Origin of the sequence: Agrobacterium tumefaciens (assembly GCA_025559845.1) — a bacterium.
In the GTDB taxonomy this organism is placed as follows: domain Bacteria; phylum Pseudomonadota; class Alphaproteobacteria; order Rhizobiales; family Rhizobiaceae; genus Agrobacterium.
This window is the reverse complement of the sequence record CP048470.1, coordinates 560,242-576,833: the sequence shown is the minus strand read 5'-3', so window position 1 is coordinate 576,833 and position 16,592 is coordinate 560,242. Positions and strand designations below refer to the sequence as shown.

At 56.0% G+C, this 16,592-nt stretch carries 16 protein-coding genes; 5 read left to right on the top strand and 11 right to left on the bottom strand.

From position 1 onward, the window contains the following. Positions 1–255: 255 nt before the first annotated feature. Positions 256–1,986, top strand: coding sequence for a chemotaxis protein (locus tag FY156_19130; GenBank protein ID UXS03668.1), 1,731 nt, complete (start codon positions 256–258; stop codon positions 1,984–1,986). A gap of 12 nt (positions 1,987–1,998) precedes the next feature. Here FY156_19130 and FY156_19125 read toward each other — a convergent pair whose 3' ends face one another. The 10 genes from FY156_19125 to FY156_19080 all read right to left on the bottom strand — a co-directional run bounded on the left by FY156_19125 (position 1,999) and on the right by FY156_19080 (position 11,403). Next, positions 1,999–2,700 (bottom strand): ParA family protein, encoded by a 702-nt coding sequence (locus FY156_19125; GenBank protein UXS03667.1) that lies wholly within the window; start codon positions 2,698–2,700, stop codon positions 1,999–2,001. Positions 2,701–2,816: 116 nt separating this feature from the next. Then, positions 2,817–3,905, bottom strand: coding sequence for a chemotaxis response regulator protein-glutamate methylesterase (locus FY156_19120; protein UXS03666.1), 1,089 nt, complete (start codon positions 3,903–3,905; stop codon positions 2,817–2,819). Between the two features lie 11 nt (positions 3,906–3,916). Then, positions 3,917–4,777, bottom strand: coding sequence for a chemotaxis protein CheR (locus FY156_19115; GenBank protein ID UXS03665.1), 861 nt, complete (start codon positions 4,775–4,777; stop codon positions 3,917–3,919). After that, complete coding sequence (locus tag FY156_19110) at positions 4,774–5,268, bottom strand: chemotaxis protein CheW (protein ID UXS05149.1); 495 nt, start codon at positions 5,266–5,268, stop codon at positions 4,774–4,776. The genes FY156_19115 and FY156_19110 overlap by 4 nt, the downstream gene beginning before the upstream one ends. Positions 5,269–5,270: 2 nt before the next feature. After that, a complete protein-coding gene (locus tag FY156_19105) occupies positions 5,271–7,091 on the bottom strand; it encodes a HAMP domain-containing protein (GenBank protein UXS03664.1) in 1,821 nt (606 codons plus the stop codon). A 1-nt stretch (position 7,092) separates the two neighbouring features. Next, on the bottom strand, positions 7,093–7,638 hold the full coding sequence (locus tag FY156_19100; GenBank protein UXS03663.1) for a chemotaxis protein CheW: 546 nt from the start codon (positions 7,636–7,638) through the stop codon (positions 7,093–7,095). Continuing rightward, complete coding sequence (locus FY156_19095) at positions 7,635–9,602, bottom strand: chemotaxis protein CheA (protein ID UXS03662.1); 1,968 nt, start codon at positions 9,600–9,602, stop codon at positions 7,635–7,637. The genes FY156_19100 and FY156_19095 overlap by 4 nt, the downstream gene beginning before the upstream one ends. After that, the gene (locus tag FY156_19090; GenBank protein UXS03661.1) at positions 9,599–9,967 is read right to left on the bottom strand and encodes a response regulator; all 369 of its coding nucleotides are present in this window, start codon (positions 9,965–9,967) and stop codon (positions 9,599–9,601) included. The genes FY156_19095 and FY156_19090 overlap by 4 nt, the downstream gene beginning before the upstream one ends. A 4-nt stretch (positions 9,968–9,971) precedes the next feature. Beyond that, complete coding sequence (locus tag FY156_19085) at positions 9,972–10,295, bottom strand: hypothetical protein (GenBank protein UXS03660.1); 324 nt, start codon at positions 10,293–10,295, stop codon at positions 9,972–9,974. Further along, complete coding sequence (locus FY156_19080) at positions 10,285–11,403, bottom strand: response regulator (protein UXS05148.1); 1,119 nt, start codon at positions 11,401–11,403, stop codon at positions 10,285–10,287. Before FY156_19080 ends, FY156_19085 begins: the two co-directional genes overlap by 11 nt. Positions 11,404–12,021: 618 nt before the next feature. Here FY156_19080 and FY156_19075 point away from each other — a divergent pair. Beyond that, positions 12,022–12,792, top strand: a complete 771-nt coding sequence (locus FY156_19075) for an SDR family oxidoreductase (GenBank protein ID UXS03659.1) — start codon at positions 12,022–12,024, stop codon at positions 12,790–12,792. After that, positions 12,792–13,229: a cupin domain-containing protein gene (locus tag FY156_19070; GenBank protein ID UXS03658.1), complete on the top strand. Its 438-nt coding sequence runs from the start codon at positions 12,792–12,794 to the stop codon at positions 13,227–13,229. Before FY156_19075 ends, FY156_19070 begins: the two co-directional genes overlap by 1 nt. A gap of 64 nt (positions 13,230–13,293) precedes the next feature. Here the strand turns inward: FY156_19070 and FY156_19065 are convergent, their stop codons facing one another. Continuing rightward, positions 13,294–14,193: a LysR family transcriptional regulator gene (locus FY156_19065; GenBank protein UXS03657.1), complete on the bottom strand. Its 900-nt coding sequence runs from the start codon at positions 14,191–14,193 to the stop codon at positions 13,294–13,296. A gap of 116 nt (positions 14,194–14,309) precedes the next feature. On the opposite strand from FY156_19065, the gene FY156_19060 reads away from it, so the two are divergent. Together FY156_19060 and ppk2 are read left to right on the top strand one after the other, a co-directional pair. Continuing rightward, entirely contained in the window at positions 14,310–15,242 is a 933-nt protein-coding gene (locus FY156_19060) for a ring-cleaving dioxygenase (protein ID UXS03656.1), read from the top strand. Between the two features lie 245 nt (positions 15,243–15,487). Then, complete coding sequence (gene ppk2, locus FY156_19055; GenBank protein UXS05147.1) at positions 15,488–16,396, top strand: polyphosphate kinase 2; 909 nt, start codon at positions 15,488–15,490, stop codon at positions 16,394–16,396. Positions 16,397–16,592: the final 196 nt, after the last annotated feature.

The following is a 16,592-nucleotide window of genomic DNA, read 5'->3' as shown; positions in this document are numbered from 1 at the left end:
TCTATTTACGCATCATAAGAACCACAGAATGCCAATCCCGGGAAGCAAAAATCTTCTAATAATTGGCTGTTTCAGGCAAAAAATAAGGCGCTGAACATTTTGTGGGCATTTGCCGCCCTCCATGATGATCCGCGCGGTAAGGTAGGACTTGGTCAACCACGCGCGTTGTTAACGCGCGATCAACTTAAAATATTCACTGACTGTTTTTGAGCTCGCCCTATCCTTGCGTTATTCAACTACAGGAAAAATCGCGACGTGAGACATCTATCAAAAGCTGAAACGCACGACCCGCAGGCTTATTTGACCGAGCGTCTGGCGCTTGCGCAGTCTCGCATCGAGCAAACCTTCCTTGATGGCGGTTCGGTTCTCGTCTCAGTCATGGAAATCCTGAGCGAGCTCATCGCGATCCTGGATCGCATGACCGGCTCCATGGATGGCGATACCGCCGGTACGGCCGTGTCCAACATGCAAATGACGGTGGAGGAACTCATCCGTCTTCCCGAAATGGAAAACGCACGGCAAACAGCATTCACTGAAATGAGCACGCTTTGCAAATCCTCGAACGGCCATGTCGACGATATCAAGGAGACTATCCGCTATTTGAAAACCTTCGCAGTCACCGTGAAGATCACGGGCGCGGGTATCTCCGAGTTCTCCGCTTTTGCCGAGGAAATACGAGAGCGTATTCATTTCGGCGGCGATGAAGTTGCCAAATTTGCGCAATATCTCGATCTCATGGATAAGCAGCTCGCCAAAGCGCGTGATGTTTCGTCCGCTATCAGGGTGGATTTCGATGCGACGATCCCGGAAATTGTCAGAGGGTTGAAGACCAATGCGGGTCGCATCGGCGACCAACATCGCGATATGACGGCGATGGCATCCAAGGTGAAGTCGATTGCACAGGGCGTACAGGCCAAGATCGGATCGACACTCTCTTCGCTGCAGATCGGCGACATAACCCGCCAGCGCATCGAGCATGTGAATACAACACTGGCTCTTTTTGACGAGTACCGGCACTCCGAGGAAGCACGAGTGCTGAGCGCTGCCGAAATGGATGCCTTATGTGATACGGTGTTCGAGCTTGTTCGCGCGCAGATCGAGGAAACAGCTGCTACCTTCCAACAGGATTGTCGCAAGATTTTTGCGGGAATCGCAAGCTTTGCTGATGATGCCGCCAACATTCTCTCCCTCCGCGATCGGCTGGTGGAAGATGCGGACAAGGACGGCGGCAGCGCGCTTCAACTGCTTGAAAGAGATATTGCCAAGGCGTGCAATCTCGCAGGTCGCGTGCAGGAGAGTATGGTTGAAGCTAATGCGGCCGTCTCATCGGTGACCAGTACGGCGCAGGATCTCTTGCAGGGCATCGAGGTTCTACGGTCCATCAAAACCGAAATTCACTACATGGCGCTGAACTCGAACCTGCGTTGCTCAAAGCTGGGTGACGAGGGACGTTCGGTCAATGTTGTCAGCGCTGAACTTCGGGTCTTCGCCGACAAGCTGGAGACGCCTGCGGACGCAATCGTTGGCGATCTTCGCCGGATCGAGGCGGCGATTGCCGATCTGGCTGGCGAAAAACAGAGCTCCGCAGATCTGCGTAAACCGTTGAATGAGGCGCTTGACGCAGTCAGCCAGGCAAAGATCCAGATGGAAACGGGTCTGCGGGATCTGGCGGAAGAAGGGCAGGCGGTTTTCAGCCGCATTAGCGCCGCCGTGGTGAAGCTTGATTTTGAGAGCGAGCTTGGCAACGTTCTGGAAGAATGCAGGCAAATTGCCGGGGATATCGCTGTAACCAGCGCTCAGGATATAACGGCATTCGCAGAAAAGATCCTTCCCTTATCGTCTCGCATCTACAAGATCTATACAATGGCACAGGAGCGCGACGTCCATATGCACTACCTGCCGGTCGATCTCGCGTCCGGGCAGAAAGAGCCGATGGCTACAGCCTCGGATGACGACGACGATCTGTTCGCCGACGCGCTTTTCTAGAATTTCCTTGTTTCAGGCCGCCTGCATCAGTTTGCTGGCGGTCTCCTTCTCTGAAGCTTCAAGCAACCGAAGAACTTCGTCTGCGAAAGCGCCTGCATTTTTGAGGGCCTTGTCGAGGTTACTGACAGTGCCTGAATTCATCGTGTGCAAGCATCCATCGAACTCGAACATATCTCTGAATGCCGATCTCTCGAAAATCGGCGTATCGAGGACACGGACATTCCTTTGTGCCAGGAGTTCGCGTGCGGCCAGCAGGGCACGCGTGGTGACAAGCGGATTAACGCGGGTCAGGACGACCGAATGCTCGATCCGGATATTTGCTTTTTCATAGAGGTAGCGCAGCAGTTCCAGAACTTGTGCGCCACCCTGAGCATCCATCGTGCTGCCCTGTACGGGAATAAGTACGTGGTTAGAAAGTCCGATCGCCGTTGCCAGCAATGGTGATTGGGCGCCCGGCAGATCGATGAGGACGTGGTCGAACGCGCGCCGGCTATCGAGGACATGCTGTTGGAGTGTCGTCGCGGTCACATAGGTGATGACTGAAAATTCGACTTTGGCGTCGGCTTTTTCGCGCCAGCGGGATATCCAGCGTTGCGGATCGGTATCGATCACGCAGAGCCGCGACCCGCGCCGGGCCAGTTCGGACGCCAGCAGCAACACAGCAGTTGTTTTGCCTGCGCCGCCTTTGGTGTTCGCGAAGGTGATAACTGGCATGGAATGACCCGGAAGATTGGTCGGAGACAGTCATGCCTCGCTCAACGCACCTGTTGCATGGTGTTGCCAGCATCATTGGCGAGTTTGGTTAACGCCGGGTAAAACAGTCGGCGATATTAACGACGGCGATCCTCTGCCAGGATTTCCTGCGCAATCTTGTCGAGGTGAAGGATCTTGTCGACACCGCCATGCGCAATTGCTTCCTTGGGCATGCCGAAAACGACGGACGATGCTTCGTCCTGAGCAACTGTGAAAGCACCAGCCTGATGCATCTCCAACATGCCGCGAGCACCGTCGTCGCCCATGCCGGTCATGATGATACCCATTGCATTTGCCCCTGCGGCGCGTGCGGATGAGCGAAACAGGACGTCGACAGATGGGCGATGCCGTGAAACCAGAGGGCCGCTGCGAATTGAGACACGGTAGCGGGCCCCTTGCCGTTCCAGCAGCATGTGCTTGTCGCCCGGCGCAATCAGCACATGACCACGCAAAACCGGGTCACCGTCCTCTGCTTCCTTGATTTCCACATCGCACAAGCTGTTCAGACGCTTTGCAAAGGCTGCGGTGAATTTCTCCGGCATATGCTGGACGATAACCATACCGGGAGAGTTTGCCGGTAGCCTCATGAGCATTTCACGCAACGCTTCGGTCCCGCCCGTGGACGCACCGACACAGATCACCATTTCTGTGGTCCGCGCCATCGCCTTGCCTGACGGGGGCGGCAGCACGGCATCGGCCGTCAGTTTGGCTAGGGGACCGCTGGCCGAGGCTGATCGGAGGGCAGGGCGTGCATTTCCGACGCGGGCATGGGCAGCACTTTTGACGACCTCGCAGATGCGGGAAGCCTGCTCGGCAAGATGATCTGCCGCAGCGATTTTTGGTTTGAGAATTATGTCGACAGCACCCGCTTCCAGAGCCTGCAGCAGTGTTTCCGATCCGGCTTCCGTCAATGACGAGCACATGACCACCGGGATCGGTTTTTGCGACATGATCTTGCGCAGAAAAGTGATGCCGTCCATGCGTGGCATCTCCACGTCGAGCGTAATGACGTCAGGGATTTCTTCCTGGATACGCTTGGCCGCGACAAAGGGATCAGATGCGGCTCCGATCACTTCGATCTTTGGGTCGCTCTCGAGAACCTGCGTCAAGGTCTGCCGGACGCTGGCAGAATCGTCGACAATAAGGACGCGGATCTTTTTCGACATGGTTCCTGCCGTTACTGTTTCTTGAAAACGGTATTGGCGACCTGGCGTAACGGCAGGTCGATACCGGTTATGGTTTCGGAATGGCCGATGAAAAGATAGCCGCCCGGCACCAGGCGACGGCATAATTCGGTCAGCACATGTGTCTGCGTTTTCTTGTCGAAATAGATCAAAACGTTACGGCAGAAAATAAGCTGCACTGCATCGCCGATCTGATACGTCTTATCCATGAGATTAAGACGGGCGAAGCCGATTTTTGACCGCAACCTTGGAACAATCCTCACGTCCCGACGACCAGCGTCGACCGGGCGCATGACGTATTTGCGCATCATTTCTGCCGGAACTGGATCGAGAAGCTCACGGGCATAGATGCCGCTATGGGCTTTCCTGAGTACGTCGGTGGAGAGATCGGTGGCGAGGATGCTAAAGTTGCTGATCACCTGTTTATCGACAGCTTCGGACAGCACCATCGCCATGGTATAAGGCTCTGCACCTGTCGAGCAGGCAGAACTCCAGGCTCTAATGCGGTTGTGCCCCTCATTCACCAATGCCGGTAAGGCGAACTTCTCCAAGTAGTCGAAATGGTTCGGCTCGCGGAAGAAATCCGTTTTGTTGGTGGTCACCACGTCGATCAGATAGATCGCTTCTTCTTCCAGCCCGTCTTCACGGAACAGAAAGTTGCAATATTCGCCGAAGGTGGCATGGCCTGTGGCGCGCAGGCGCTTTCGCAAACGCCCCTCAAGCATCGTGCGTTTGGTGTCGGGCATTTTTATGCCGCTGTAATTGTAGATGTACTCGGCGAGCAGCTTGAAATCCCGCTGGCTCAATCCGTCATAAGCAGCGGCGGACGCATTCACGGAAACGGCTCCCCTCATGCTGCTTGGACCGGTTTGCCACTCTGCCGGGCAAGGGCGCTCTCTTCATCCGAAAACAGTTTTGCCAGGTCGATGATGACAACAAAGTCACCCTCTCGACGCACGACGCTGGCGATATAGTCGCAGTTCCATTGAACACCGATGTCGGGCGCGGATTCCATCTGGTCGCGGCTGAAAGGCGTTACCTCGAACACCTTGTCTGCCACGAGACCAACAGCAAGTGTCCGGGCAGGGAAGGGGATATCCAACACCAGCACACGCGTATGGGGGGTCCTCACGCTGCGGCTCATACCGAGCCGCAGGCGAAGGTCGATGATGGGCACGCCTTGCCCACGCACGTCTCTCAGACCCAGCAGATATTCGGGGCTGTGAGGGATTTTGAAAGTATCCTCGTAGTCGAGAATTTCACGAACGACAGTCACAGGAACCGCGAAGACTTCCTCGCCGAGGCTGAACGTCACAAACTGGAAATCGGAGGACGTGCTGGTCATCATCAGGCGCTTTCGCGGAAATCCGCATCATCGGCGTCAGGACCGCCCATGGACATGTCCAATGCAAAACCCTTGGCGCGGGCTTGCTGAGCACCGACAGAATTATCCGTGTGAGGCTTGCGTGCGAGAGCAGGTTTTGTGGTTGTCCGTGGGGTAGCGACAGGCTTTGCGGCTGGACGGCGCAAAACTTGAGCCGGGTGCGACGAGAGACCTGAAGCGTCAACCTTGAAGAAGGCGATGCTGCTCTGCAGTTCCTCTGCCTGTGCAGCCAGCTCTTCCGATGTCGCCGACATTTCTTCGGATGCGCCGGAGTTCTGCTGCGTGACCTTGTCGAGCTGCTGGATCGCCTCGTTTATCTGTGCGGCCCCGATATCCTGTTCGCGGCATGCGGCAGAGATCTCGGCAACCAGTTCTGCCGTCTTGCGGATATCCGGAACCAAACGGTTCAGCATGTCACCCGCATCCGTCGCCACCTTCACCGTCTCGCCGGAGAGCGAGCTGATTTCAGCCGCCGCGGCCTGGCTGCGTTCGGCGAGTTTGCGGACTTCCGACGCCACGACGGCAAAGCCCTTGCCGTGTTCACCGGCACGTGCGGCCTCGACCGCAGCGTTCAGCGCGAGAAGGTCGGTCTGACGGGCAATTTCCTGCACGATCGAAATCTTCTCTGCGATGGTGCGCATCGCGACCACTGCGCGGTTGACGGCTTCGCCGCTGGCTTCGGCATCTTTCGACGACTGGCGAGCGATCTTCTCCGTCTGTGCGGCATTGTCTGCATTCTGCTTGATGTTGGCAGCCATCTCCTCCATCGAGGCCGATGCCTCTTCGGCAGACGATGCCTGTTCTGTAGCGCCCTGGCTCAACTGCTCGGAACTCGCAGACAGCTCCTGGCTGCCGGAAGAAACGTTGTCGGAAGCGGAAAGAGCATCTGCAACGATACCACGCAGGCGTTCGACCATACGTTCGAGCGCAAGACCAAGCGTATCGCGCTCTGACAGCGGCTTCGGCATGACGGTTAGGTCGCCATCGGCGATGCGGTCTGCAATGCTGGCGGTGTTGCGCAGGTTGCCGGTCATAACGTTGATACGGTTTACGAGATCCTTGATCTCGTCATTCGTTTTGATCTCGACGTTCTGGTTGAGGTCGCCAACCGAAACTGCTTCGGCAACCGTCATGATCTTGCGCAGGCCGCTGCTGATGCCGAGTGCGATCCAGAGTGCTGTTGCCGCGGCAATGAGGACGGCAACCGCCGATGCACCGATCAGAAGGGTGCGGGTCTGTTCGTAAGCGTCATTTGCCGCTTGCTTGGCGGCTTCAAGACGATCGCGGTTCATCTTGACGCCTTCATCCAGCTTTTGCGTCAAGGCATTGGCCGCCAGGCGACCATCCCCGGAGGAGAACGACGCAGCAAGCGAAGTGTTGCCCTGCGCGACCAGTTCGCGCACGCGATCGTCGCTCGCTTCGAACGCTTTTGTGATCGCCTGAAGGTCCGTCCAGTATGCACGTGTTTCGGCGCTGGCGCTGGCCGCCATATCGCTGAGCATCGCGTTGATATGGTTGCGGCTTTCGTCGCTGGACGCCTTGTGGCGCTGGGTTTCTTCCTGCGATGTTGAAAGGATCATGTTCTTTTGCGACCGGACAGTCGTCAGGGCCAGGGCATTCATCTGATGCACCTTGTCGAGACGCACGACCGTGCCTTCGACGACGTCGTCCATCGAATCCTTGGAGACGCCGAGGCTGTAAATGCCGTAGCCGGCGGTTCCGGCAAGCATCAATATAAGGAAGCCGAAGGCGGCGGCCAGCTTCATCTTGATTGTAAATCGCATATCAATGCTCCTTGGAAAGTTCGATGACGTTGCCGCGTGTGCTGCCTACGCCCGGACCCGCGTCGCGGTGTGCCGTGAAAATTGCTGTGAGATTTGGAAGAATGACGAATTCGCTGCCCCGTTTGATGAGGCAGTGGATGTAATCTGCGCGCCACCGCATCCCAACGCTGGGTGGGGGTTCGCTAGCGGCCCTGCTAAATGTTGTTACCTCATTCACCTTGTCGGTGCGGATGCCGACCAATGTGGTTTCGTTGTCGAGCAGAAGCTCGACGACGACGATGCGGCTGTCGATCGTGCGCTCAGTGGCGTCCATGCCAAAAGCGAGGCGAATGTCGGCAAGGGGAATGACCTTGCCGCGAAAGTTTATCACGCTCGCCACGAAGGGCTTTGCGCCGGGAACCGCGGTTTCTGGCAAAAGGTCGAGGATTTCCTGTACTTTCACAGCTTCTATGGCAAAGGTTTCGCCGGCGATGTTGAAGGTAAGCACCTCCACCTCGCTGAAATCACCCCAGAATCCGTCGGTTTTTTTCAACAAAGGCTGGTTCATCCTGCCGCCCGCAATTGCGCCTCCTGCTGCTGTCCCGCTGTAACCAGATGGGCGACATCGAGAATGAGTGCGACATTGCCATCGCCGAGGATGGTTGCACCGGAGAAGGTCGCGACGTCATGGTGCAGTTTGGACATGGCCTTGATGACCGTCTGGTGGTCGCCGATGATCTGGTCCACCACCAGTCCGACGCGCTCGGAGCCCGTCGAAACCACGACAACTTTCTGGAATTCGCCCGGCGCCGTACCGGTGTGGAACAGTTCGCGCAGGCGGATAAAGGGGACAAGGCTTTCGCGCAGCGAAATGAAGGAGCGGCCACGCGAACGGATGTCGTCTTCAGGTGACAGTTCGAGGCATTCTTCCACAGCCGACAGCGGGATAACGTAGCAGCCATTGCCGACGCGCACGAGAAGGCCGTCGATGATGGCCAGCGTCAACGGGATCGCAAGCGAGATTTCTGAGCCGACGCCCGGTTCGCTGACGATGTTGATCGTGCCCCTTAAGGCTTCCACGCTTTTTTTCACGACATCCATGCCGACACCACGGCCAGACAGATTTGTAACTTCTGCCGCTGTTGAGAAGCCAGGCTGGAAGATCATCTGCAACAGGTCCTGATCGCTGACTTGCGCATTTGCAGCCAGCAAGCCGGAGGCCTCTGCCTTGGCGCGAACCCGTTGACGGTCGATGCCCCGCCCATCGTCACGGATCGTAATGGTCACATCACCGCCGGACTGACGGGCAACGAGGGTGATGCAACCCTTGGCCGGTTTCCCGGCCGCGATACGTTCATCGCTCTTTTCAAGACCGTGGTCGCAGGAGTTGCGAACAAGGTGGATAAGCGGGTCTGCAAGGCGCTCGATGACGGCTTTGTCCACCTCCGTGCTTTCGCCTTCGGTCTCGAGTTCGATCTGTTTGCCGGTCTCCCGTGCCAGATCATGGATGAGGCGCCGGAAACGGCCAAATAGCTGGGCGATTGGCACCATGCGCAACACCATCATCGTGTCGCGCAGTTCGCCAGAAAGACGTTCGACATCTTCTGATACTGACCGCAACAGGATATCCGCGCTGCCACCTGCCAACTGCGAGAGGCGTGATTGGGCGATGACCAGTTCGCCGACCCGATCCATCAACTCATCCAGTCGTTCCGCAGGTACGCGGACGTTTTCGGCGGTCTTGTTACCTTTTGGTTCGACTGCAGCCTTTTTGGTCTCCGCAAGCGGTTCGGGAACGATCGGCGCTGTCACGACCGCCGCCTTGATTTCACGTACGTCGATTTCCATGTCGTCCATGACAAAGATGAAGACGTCATCGATCGCCGATTGCGGTTGCTCCGTCGTCAAGCGGACTGTCCAGCCGAGGTGGAGGTCGCTCGGGTTCAGTACCTCAAGCGAAGGAACGGTGGAGGTATCGGCAACAATTTCGCACTCGCCGAGTTCCGCCAATTCATCGAGCAGACCAAGAGGGTTTGTCCCGTTCGCCATGGCGTTGACCGGCAATCTAAACCGGATTTCCCAGGTGGAGGAACGTATCGTCGATGGTTTGTCTGCCGTGCTCTGAGTTGGAAGATGGGTGAGAACGCCACTGTCGCCACCCGCACCGACAGCAGCGTGTAGTCTGGCAAGAAGTCGTTCGCCGACGTTGCCTTGAACGCCATGCGGGTTTTCGACCAATGCCTGCATGTGATCCTGTGCTTCGAGGACGGCGGCCACCAACTCGCTGGTCGCCGGAACCTCGCCCTTCCGCACGCGATCGAATGCTGTCTCGCAATGGTGGGTGAAAGCAGCGAGCGCTTCGAACCCGAACATTGCGCCGGACCCCTTCAGAGTATGCAATCCGCGGAAAACCGCGTCGATCTGGTCCTGATCGGTCAGATCATGCAGCAGGTCCAACAGACCGCTTTCAATCTGCTCGAAAAGCTCAGCTGCTTCTGTCCTAAAAACCTGAATGGGGTCCAGTGTGGTCATTTTCCAAGGACCTTTTTGACGATCTTGACCAGATGTTCCGCGTCAAAAGGCTTCGTCAGCCAACCGGTTGCGCCTGCGGCCTTGGCACGCGCTTTCATATCGGCGTCGGATTCCGTCGTGAGGAAGATGATCGGAATGCCGGTATGGGCCGGAGACTGACGAAGGGCCTCGATCATTTCGAGACCGTTCATGTTCGGCATGTTGAGGTCGGTGATGATCAGGTCGAAGTTCGCGGCCTTTGCCTTGCCAAGACCGTCCTGTCCGTCGACAGCCTCGGTGATCTGATAACCGGCGCCTGTCAGGGCAATTTTGGTTGTCATACGGATGCTGGCGGAATCGTCGACTGTCAGAATATGCGCGCTCATTCTATTATAGGTCCTTTCCATGCAGCCAGAACTGGCGCGAGGCGTCATCCATCCGCGACAGGAAACCGCCCCGTCGGAGTGTCTGCAGAACCTGGCCGTCTGCTGGATCTTTCAAAGTTATGGTTTTGTTCTCTTGCGCCGCAGATTTGCGGCAAGCTTCGATGAGTTGCACAAAGCTCAGGTCCGCGTCGGCATCATCAGGCACCTCTATGATAAGGGTATCGGTGTTTTCGAGGCCCTGGAGGAGAAGACTGTGCGCGGCCGAAATCGAGCGTATGGACAGGGCCTTTGGCATCACCAATGTGTTTTTCGTGGCTTCACCCGACATTGGGAACCTCCCGTGTAATGTGAGTGATCCGATCGTCCGTCGATTGGGCCTCATCCGGCATCTCGAGGCTTGGAACCTCAATCTCCAGAAGTTCATGGCCAGCCATCAACCTCTCGATCTGCGGCCACTGGCGCTGGAAAGCTGCCACGCAGTCCGGATCGAAGTGAATGCCGCTTTGCGCATCGATGTGTGCATAGGCCTCGTCAACGGACCATGCCTTCTTGTAGGGGCGCTCTGAACACAGGGCTTCGAAGACGTCGGCAATTGCAACGATACGGGCTTCCAGCGGAATAAGTTCGCCAGCAATTTCGTGAGGATATCCGGTGCCATCCCACTTCTCGTGATGGCCGCCAGCAATGGCTTCTGCAACGCGCAAGAGTTCGGACGTTCCCTTTTCAAGGATCTGTACGCCGATGCCGACATGCTTTCGCATCTCGGTGATCTCGTCGTCCGTCAGACGGCCCGGCTTCAGTAGCACGCTGTCAGAGATGCCGATCTTGCCAACGTCGTGAAGCGGGGCGGCAAGATAGATCATTCGGCAATGGTCTTCGTCGAGGCCTAGATCTTTCGCGATAAGCATGCTGATTTGTGCGACCCGGGAGATATGGTCGCCAGTGTGGCCGTCGCGAAACTCAATCGCGCGCGCCAGGCGCCAAATGATTTCCTCCTCCCGGGCTGCAAGCTGGCGGGTAGCTTTCTGCACCTCACCCACCAGCCTGCTTGCCTGGCCAGCGAGATCGCGCTGTGCTCTGCGCAAGTCGAGGAGATTACGGACACGCGCTTTAAGCTCAATCGGGTCGAAAGGCTTGTTGATGAACTCGGTAATGCCAGCTTCGATTGCTTCGATGAGGATTGGTCGGGCTGTTTCAGATGTGATCATGATCACAGGCACGTGCGAAAAATGCTTGTAGGCCTTGAGTGCTTCGACGAGTTCGATGCCATTGTATTTCGGCATCGTATAGTCGACCACAAGCAGATCGACGGCGTTGTCGCGGCAAAACTCCAGTGCCTCGACTGGATCGATAAAACCGACGATTTTTCTGAGCCCGGGGAGGCCCCGGATCGCCGCATCCAAGGCAACAAGAATTGATTTGCTGTCATCGACCAATACGATTTGCACATGTCCTCGCTATCGCTGAATTGCCAACATATTGACGTGCGAAAGCCTCCGCGATCACGGATAGAATTCGACAGTTAGAAAACATTTTTTTGGGAAAAGACCGACCACGTCATGTGATCAGTAAAAATAAAGCTTCTGCGGGAAAGGCTTCATGCAGACAACTTTTTGGTATGGAGAATTGATCATATCTTGATTAACAGTGAATTAAATCTTGCTTATAAATGCGTCTATAGCGATGAAGTTGAGCCCTTTGCTTGTTGCGAAAACGTCTAGATGAAGACGAAGCTGAGCTGCGTTTGAACCACGGCTACCGTCGTCGATTTTTCCATTAGTGAACATTTTCACAGGTTTGCTGATCTGAGCAGGTCGCGAGATCGGGACGGCCTCTCCAATCTTGACTTTTTTGTGATTGCTTGTGCGGCCGTCAACGGGGGTTGAACGCTTCGTTCAGTCGCAGGCAGTTGACCATCAATCCAATCGCGGATAAAGTTTATCCATGAATAGGGCGTGAAATGCATTTGAGAGCGCCGCCGGTTCATCTGAGCAGCTTGATGATCTTAACCCAGACAATGCGAGCGGCTGTGCGTCGCCAAAGGAGGAACTGAAATGAGTAATTCCAAGAAGATTGTCGTCATCGGCGGCACGGGTCTTATCGGCGCGAAGGCCGTCGCCATTCTTCGCAGCGCCGGTCATGAGGCAGTCGCGGCAAGTCCAAGCAATGGTATAAACGCTTTCACGGGTGAGGGGTTGGACAATGCTCTCGCCGGTGCAGACGCGGTCATCGATGTTTCAAACATGATGTCCTTCGATGAGCCCGTCATTCGCAACTTTTTCGAGACGTCCAGCCTAAATCTCGTGGCCGCAGAGAAGACTGCTGGTGTGCAGCACCATGTCATTCTGTCGATCGTGGGCACAGATGACCTGGTCGCCAATCCGTATATGAGCGGCAAGCAGGCACAGGAGCGCGCAGTAAAAGGATCAGGACAAGATTACACCATCGTCCGTGCCACGCAGTTTTACGAATTTATGGAAACATTGGCCGACGCCTACACTGTAGAGGGTAGCGTAAGAGTGCCTGCGATCGATTTCCAGCCCATTGCAGCAGATGACGTTGCTGCTGCTCTGGTCAAGGTCGCACTCGATAAACCGCGCAATGGCACCATTGATCTTGCAGGCCCTGATCGGGCGCCCTTCGAAACTCTGATGAGAACCTATTTGGCCACCAGAGGCGACAAGCGCAGCGTGAGTGCTGATGCTTCCCTTGGTTACTTCGGTGCCCCAGTTCACGTGGGCTCGCTTGTCCCGGCAGCAATTCCTCACCGCGGAGATATCACCCTGGAAGCCTGGCTTCGCACCCAACAACTGGAGAATGTATGATGAAAATGGTCGCTTATACTCTCGCCCTTTCTTTCCTTCCTCTCACGGTCGTCTCGGCGCATGATGTCGCCAAACGCGACCTCGCTTACGAAACAAAGGGAGCGAAAGTAACGCCAGTCTACGAGCATCCCCTTCCTGACGTACCGGGAAAAAGCGTGAAAGGGGTGCTCGTCGAATATGAACCTGGTGGCTACAACTCCGCACATACCCATGCGAAGTCGGCTCTCATCTACGCAACGGTGCTTGAGGGGGCGATCCTCAGTGGTGTGAATGGCGGAGAGGTAAAAACCTTCACGAAGGGCCAAAATTTTACCGAGCTACCAGGCGACCAGCATGATGTGAGTGCCAATGCGAGCAAAACGCAGCCCGCGAAGCTTCTCGCAGTTTTTGTCGTCGACACTGACGACACTGTTTTGACGACGCCGCTGAAACCTTGAAGATCGCGACGGAGCAGCTTTTGGTTCGCTCCGTCGTCTCACGCATAAATAGAGAGGAGAATGATCAGCCAAGCATGACCATATGCGGCGGTAACTGCTCTTCGAAGAACTTCGAAAATGTCGCAATGCGCGGCGGCAAGGCCTGATAGGGTGGGTAATACAGGGTCAGCCAGAGCTCAGGCGGTGCCCAACCTGGTAGAACGTGGACAAGCCGTCCACTGCGAATATGTTCGGCGATGTGAAATCCCGGCAGCATCGCAACACCTACGCCATTGGCTGCCATATCTGCGAGAACCTCGCCGTTATTGGCACTGAAGGCGCGTCCGGCGGAAATCGAAAGGCTGGAGCCTCCGTCTGACAGAACCCAGTTCTCGCGCCGGCTTTCACCGCTATAAGCCAGGCAATCGTCAGGGCTCAGCTCACTCGGGTGCTGCATCTGCGTAAACCGGCTACCAGGTGCAGCGACCAGAATTCTTGGAACGGCCCTGATCTTGCGCCAGATCGTAAACTTGTCCGAAGGCGCTGACGAAATGCGGATTGCCAGGTCGTAGTCGTCATCGACGATGTTGACCAAACCGTCCGATAGCGAAATCTCGAAGCACATTTTCGGATAGAGTTCTTTGAAACCAGAAAGGATGGGCGGCAACACCGTTTTTCCAAGCCAGGTCGGTGCACTGATCCTCAAACGCCCTTCATCAGCCTTGTGGGCATTCCTGACATCGCGCCGCGCGTTTTCGAGAGCCTCGACGGCTGGCTGGATCTGGGCGGCAAACACGGCTCCATCAGTGGTCAACGATACCTGACGGGTCGTTCGAACGAAGAGTTGCACACCGAGATCGTCTTCGAGTGCCGCGATGGCGCGGGTAACGGCCGCAGCCGTCATGCCCAGTTCACGGGCGACCTGCGCAAAATTGCGCTTTTCGGCAGCGAGGAGGAATGTTTTGAGAGCTTTGTGATCGTTCATGTCAATTATTTCAAAATCCGCAATTCATTCGAGAGAAATATTGCAATTCTGAACGGCAATCAAGAGGGCTATATCCTGGTCATCGAAACGGACACACCGGATAAGGACCGACCGCCATGATCAAGGACATCAAGGGATTGCACCACGTCACCTCCATGGCGTCGGATGCACAGCAGAACAACAAATTTTTCACAGAAACACTCGGCCTGCGCCGAGTTAAGAAGACCGTCAATTTTGACGAACCCGGCGTCTACCATCTCTATTATGGGGATGAAACAGGTACGCCCGGTAGCGTCATGACCTACTTCCCTTTCGCAAACATGATGGCCGGCCGTCCAGGCGTCGGTGAAGTTGGCGAAACCCAGTTTTCCATCCCTAAGGGCGCACTCGGCTTCTGGAAGGACCGCCTGATCACCAATGGCGTCGGTGGCATCCAGACCGACAAGGTCTTTGGTGCCGATCGTCTTCGCTTTACCGGGCCCGATGGCGACGGTCTGGCTCTGATCGAAACGGCAGAAGATGCACGCGCCCCTTGGGTCATCGACGGTATTTCCGAAAACCACGCCATTCGCGGTTTTACCGGTGCTCGATTCAATCTGCACGACACGGGAGCAACCGAAGAGCTTCTTCAGTTTATGGGATACGAACGAGCAGAGGCTGAAGGAGATGTGACGCGGTTCGTCATTCCCGGTGGCAACGGGGCCGACACAATCGATCTCGCTGCTCTGCCCAAAACGCCTTTTGCGCGCCAAGGGGCAGGCTCAGTCCACCACATTGCCTTCGCTGTGGAAAATCGCGAGAAGCAATTGGAAGTTCGCAAGGCCTTGATGGATACCGGATACCAAGTGACGCCAGTCATCGACCGCGATTACTTCTGGGCTATTTACTTCCGGACCCCGGGCGGCATCCTCTTCGAGATTGCCACCAACGAACCAGGCTTCGATCGTGACGAGGATACGGCACATCTCGGTCAGGCTCTGAAGCTTCCGAACCGCTACGAGCCCTTCCGCAACCAGATCGAAGCGGGTCTCGCGCCACTCGCTGCCTGACCTCAGCCTTTGTTGGCGCCGGCACTCCATCGCGTACTTCCTCGCGCGACAGGGGTGCCGGCGTCGTATTTTGTTTTGTGCCTTCAGGTGGGAAACGGTCAGCCAAATTGCTCAATCGAGACGGCTTTGCCGGTGACATGGTGTCGCAAACGCCTTTGCGTGTCGCAATCTGCGTCATGTCATGCGATTGTTGCATGAGCATGTTTGATGGCAAGGTTACCACCACGCAACTGACGGGCAAAACCATGATCGAAACTAATCAGTTGAGCCGCATCAAGGCAGAGATTGCCGACAGCTTTGATGAAGAGCTGGAAATGCAGATGGAAGAAGATCAGTTGGACCAGCTGGTCGTTGAAGGATTGTCTGAACCGGCTGCCCAGACGTTGGAGCGCAAGGTCTACTTCCGGGAACTTTTCCGTCTCCAGCACGAACTTGTCCGGCTTCAAGACTGGGTCCAGCACAAGAAACTCAAGGTCGTCGTCTTGTTCGAAGGCCGCGACTCCGCTGGTAAGGGCGGCGCAATCAAACGTGTCACCCAGCGCCTCAATCCGCGTGTCTGCCGCGTCGTGGCGCTACCAGCACCGACAGAGCGCGAGCGCAATCAGTGGTATTTCCAGCGTTACGTTCCGCATCTGCCGTCGGCCGGCGAAATGGTGCTGTTCGACCGCTCCTGGTACAATCGTGCGGGCGTTGAGCGTGTCATGGGTTTTTGCACGCCCGACGAACTCGAAGAGTTTTTCCGTTCCGTTCCAGAATTCGAACGCATGCTCGTTCGCTCCGGCATTGTGCTCGTCAAATACTGGTTCTCGATCACCGATGAGGAGCAGGAATTCCGTTTCCGTATGCGCATCCACGATCCCCTGAAACAATGGAAACTCTCGCCGATGGATCTGGAAAGCCGTATCCATTGGGAAGAGTATACGAAGGCCAAGGAGGAAATGCTCGAAAGAACGCATATTCCTGAAGCACCGTGGTGGGTCGTCCAGGCCGTCGACAAGAAAAAGGCACGCCTGAACTGCATCGCCCACCTTCTTGGGCAGATTCCTTACGAGGACGTTCCTAAAGACGCAATCGAACTGCCGGACCGTGTGCGAAATGACGACTATATCCGTCACCCGGTCCCGCCGGATATGTATGTTCCCGAGGTTTATTGACTACGTTCGTGGTGAATGCCGTATTCCGGTCGCGTTGCATAAGGCAGGGCGGCCGGACATTGCATCCAAGATGCACCTTGAAAGAACCTCTCCTGTTTTGAGGATCGATGCTGGCGAACAAACTGTCAGCGTGTCTTCCTGCGCCACGAAATTTCCATAACCATTCCCCGGCCATTGCGGTAAAATACTGCAACAT

Bases quoted from the DNA above. Each gene is read 5' to 3' on its own strand.
- FY156_19125 (UXS03667.1), bottom strand. From the start codon at position 2,700: ATGCCAGTTATCACCTTCGCGAACACCAAAGGCGGCGCAGGCAAAACA.
- FY156_19120 (UXS03666.1), bottom strand. From the start codon at position 3,905: ATGTCGAAAAAGATCCGCGTCCTTATTGTCGACGATTCTGCCAGCGTC.
- FY156_19115 (UXS03665.1), bottom strand. From the start codon at position 4,777: ATGAGGGGAGCCGTTTCCGTGAATGCGTCCGCCGCTGCTTATGACGGA.
- FY156_19110 (UXS05149.1), bottom strand. From the start codon at position 5,268: ATGACCAGCACGTCCTCCGATTTCCAGTTTGTGACGTTCAGCCTCGGC.
- FY156_19105 (UXS03664.1), bottom strand. From the start codon at position 7,091: ATGCGATTTACAATCAAGATGAAGCTGGCCGCCGCCTTCGGCTTCCTT.
- FY156_19100 (UXS03663.1), bottom strand. From the start codon at position 7,638: ATGAACCAGCCTTTGTTGAAAAAAACCGACGGATTCTGGGGTGATTTC.
- FY156_19095 (UXS03662.1), bottom strand. From the start codon at position 9,602: ATGACCACACTGGACCCCATTCAGGTTTTTAGGACAGAAGCAGCTGAG.
- FY156_19090 (UXS03661.1), bottom strand. From the start codon at position 9,967: ATGAGCGCGCATATTCTGACAGTCGACGATTCCGCCAGCATCCGTATG.
- FY156_19085 (UXS03660.1), bottom strand. From the start codon at position 10,295: ATGTCGGGTGAAGCCACGAAAAACACATTGGTGATGCCAAAGGCCCTG.
- FY156_19075 (UXS03659.1), top strand. From the start codon at position 12,022: ATGAGTAATTCCAAGAAGATTGTCGTCATCGGCGGCACGGGTCTTATC.
- FY156_19070 (UXS03658.1), top strand. From the start codon at position 12,792: ATGAAAATGGTCGCTTATACTCTCGCCCTTTCTTTCCTTCCTCTCACG.
- FY156_19065 (UXS03657.1), bottom strand. From the start codon at position 14,193: ATGAACGATCACAAAGCTCTCAAAACATTCCTCCTCGCTGCCGAAAAG.
- FY156_19060 (UXS03656.1), top strand. From the start codon at position 14,310: ATGATCAAGGACATCAAGGGATTGCACCACGTCACCTCCATGGCGTCG.
- ppk2 (UXS05147.1), top strand. From the start codon at position 15,488: ATGATCGAAACTAATCAGTTGAGCCGCATCAAGGCAGAGATTGCCGAC.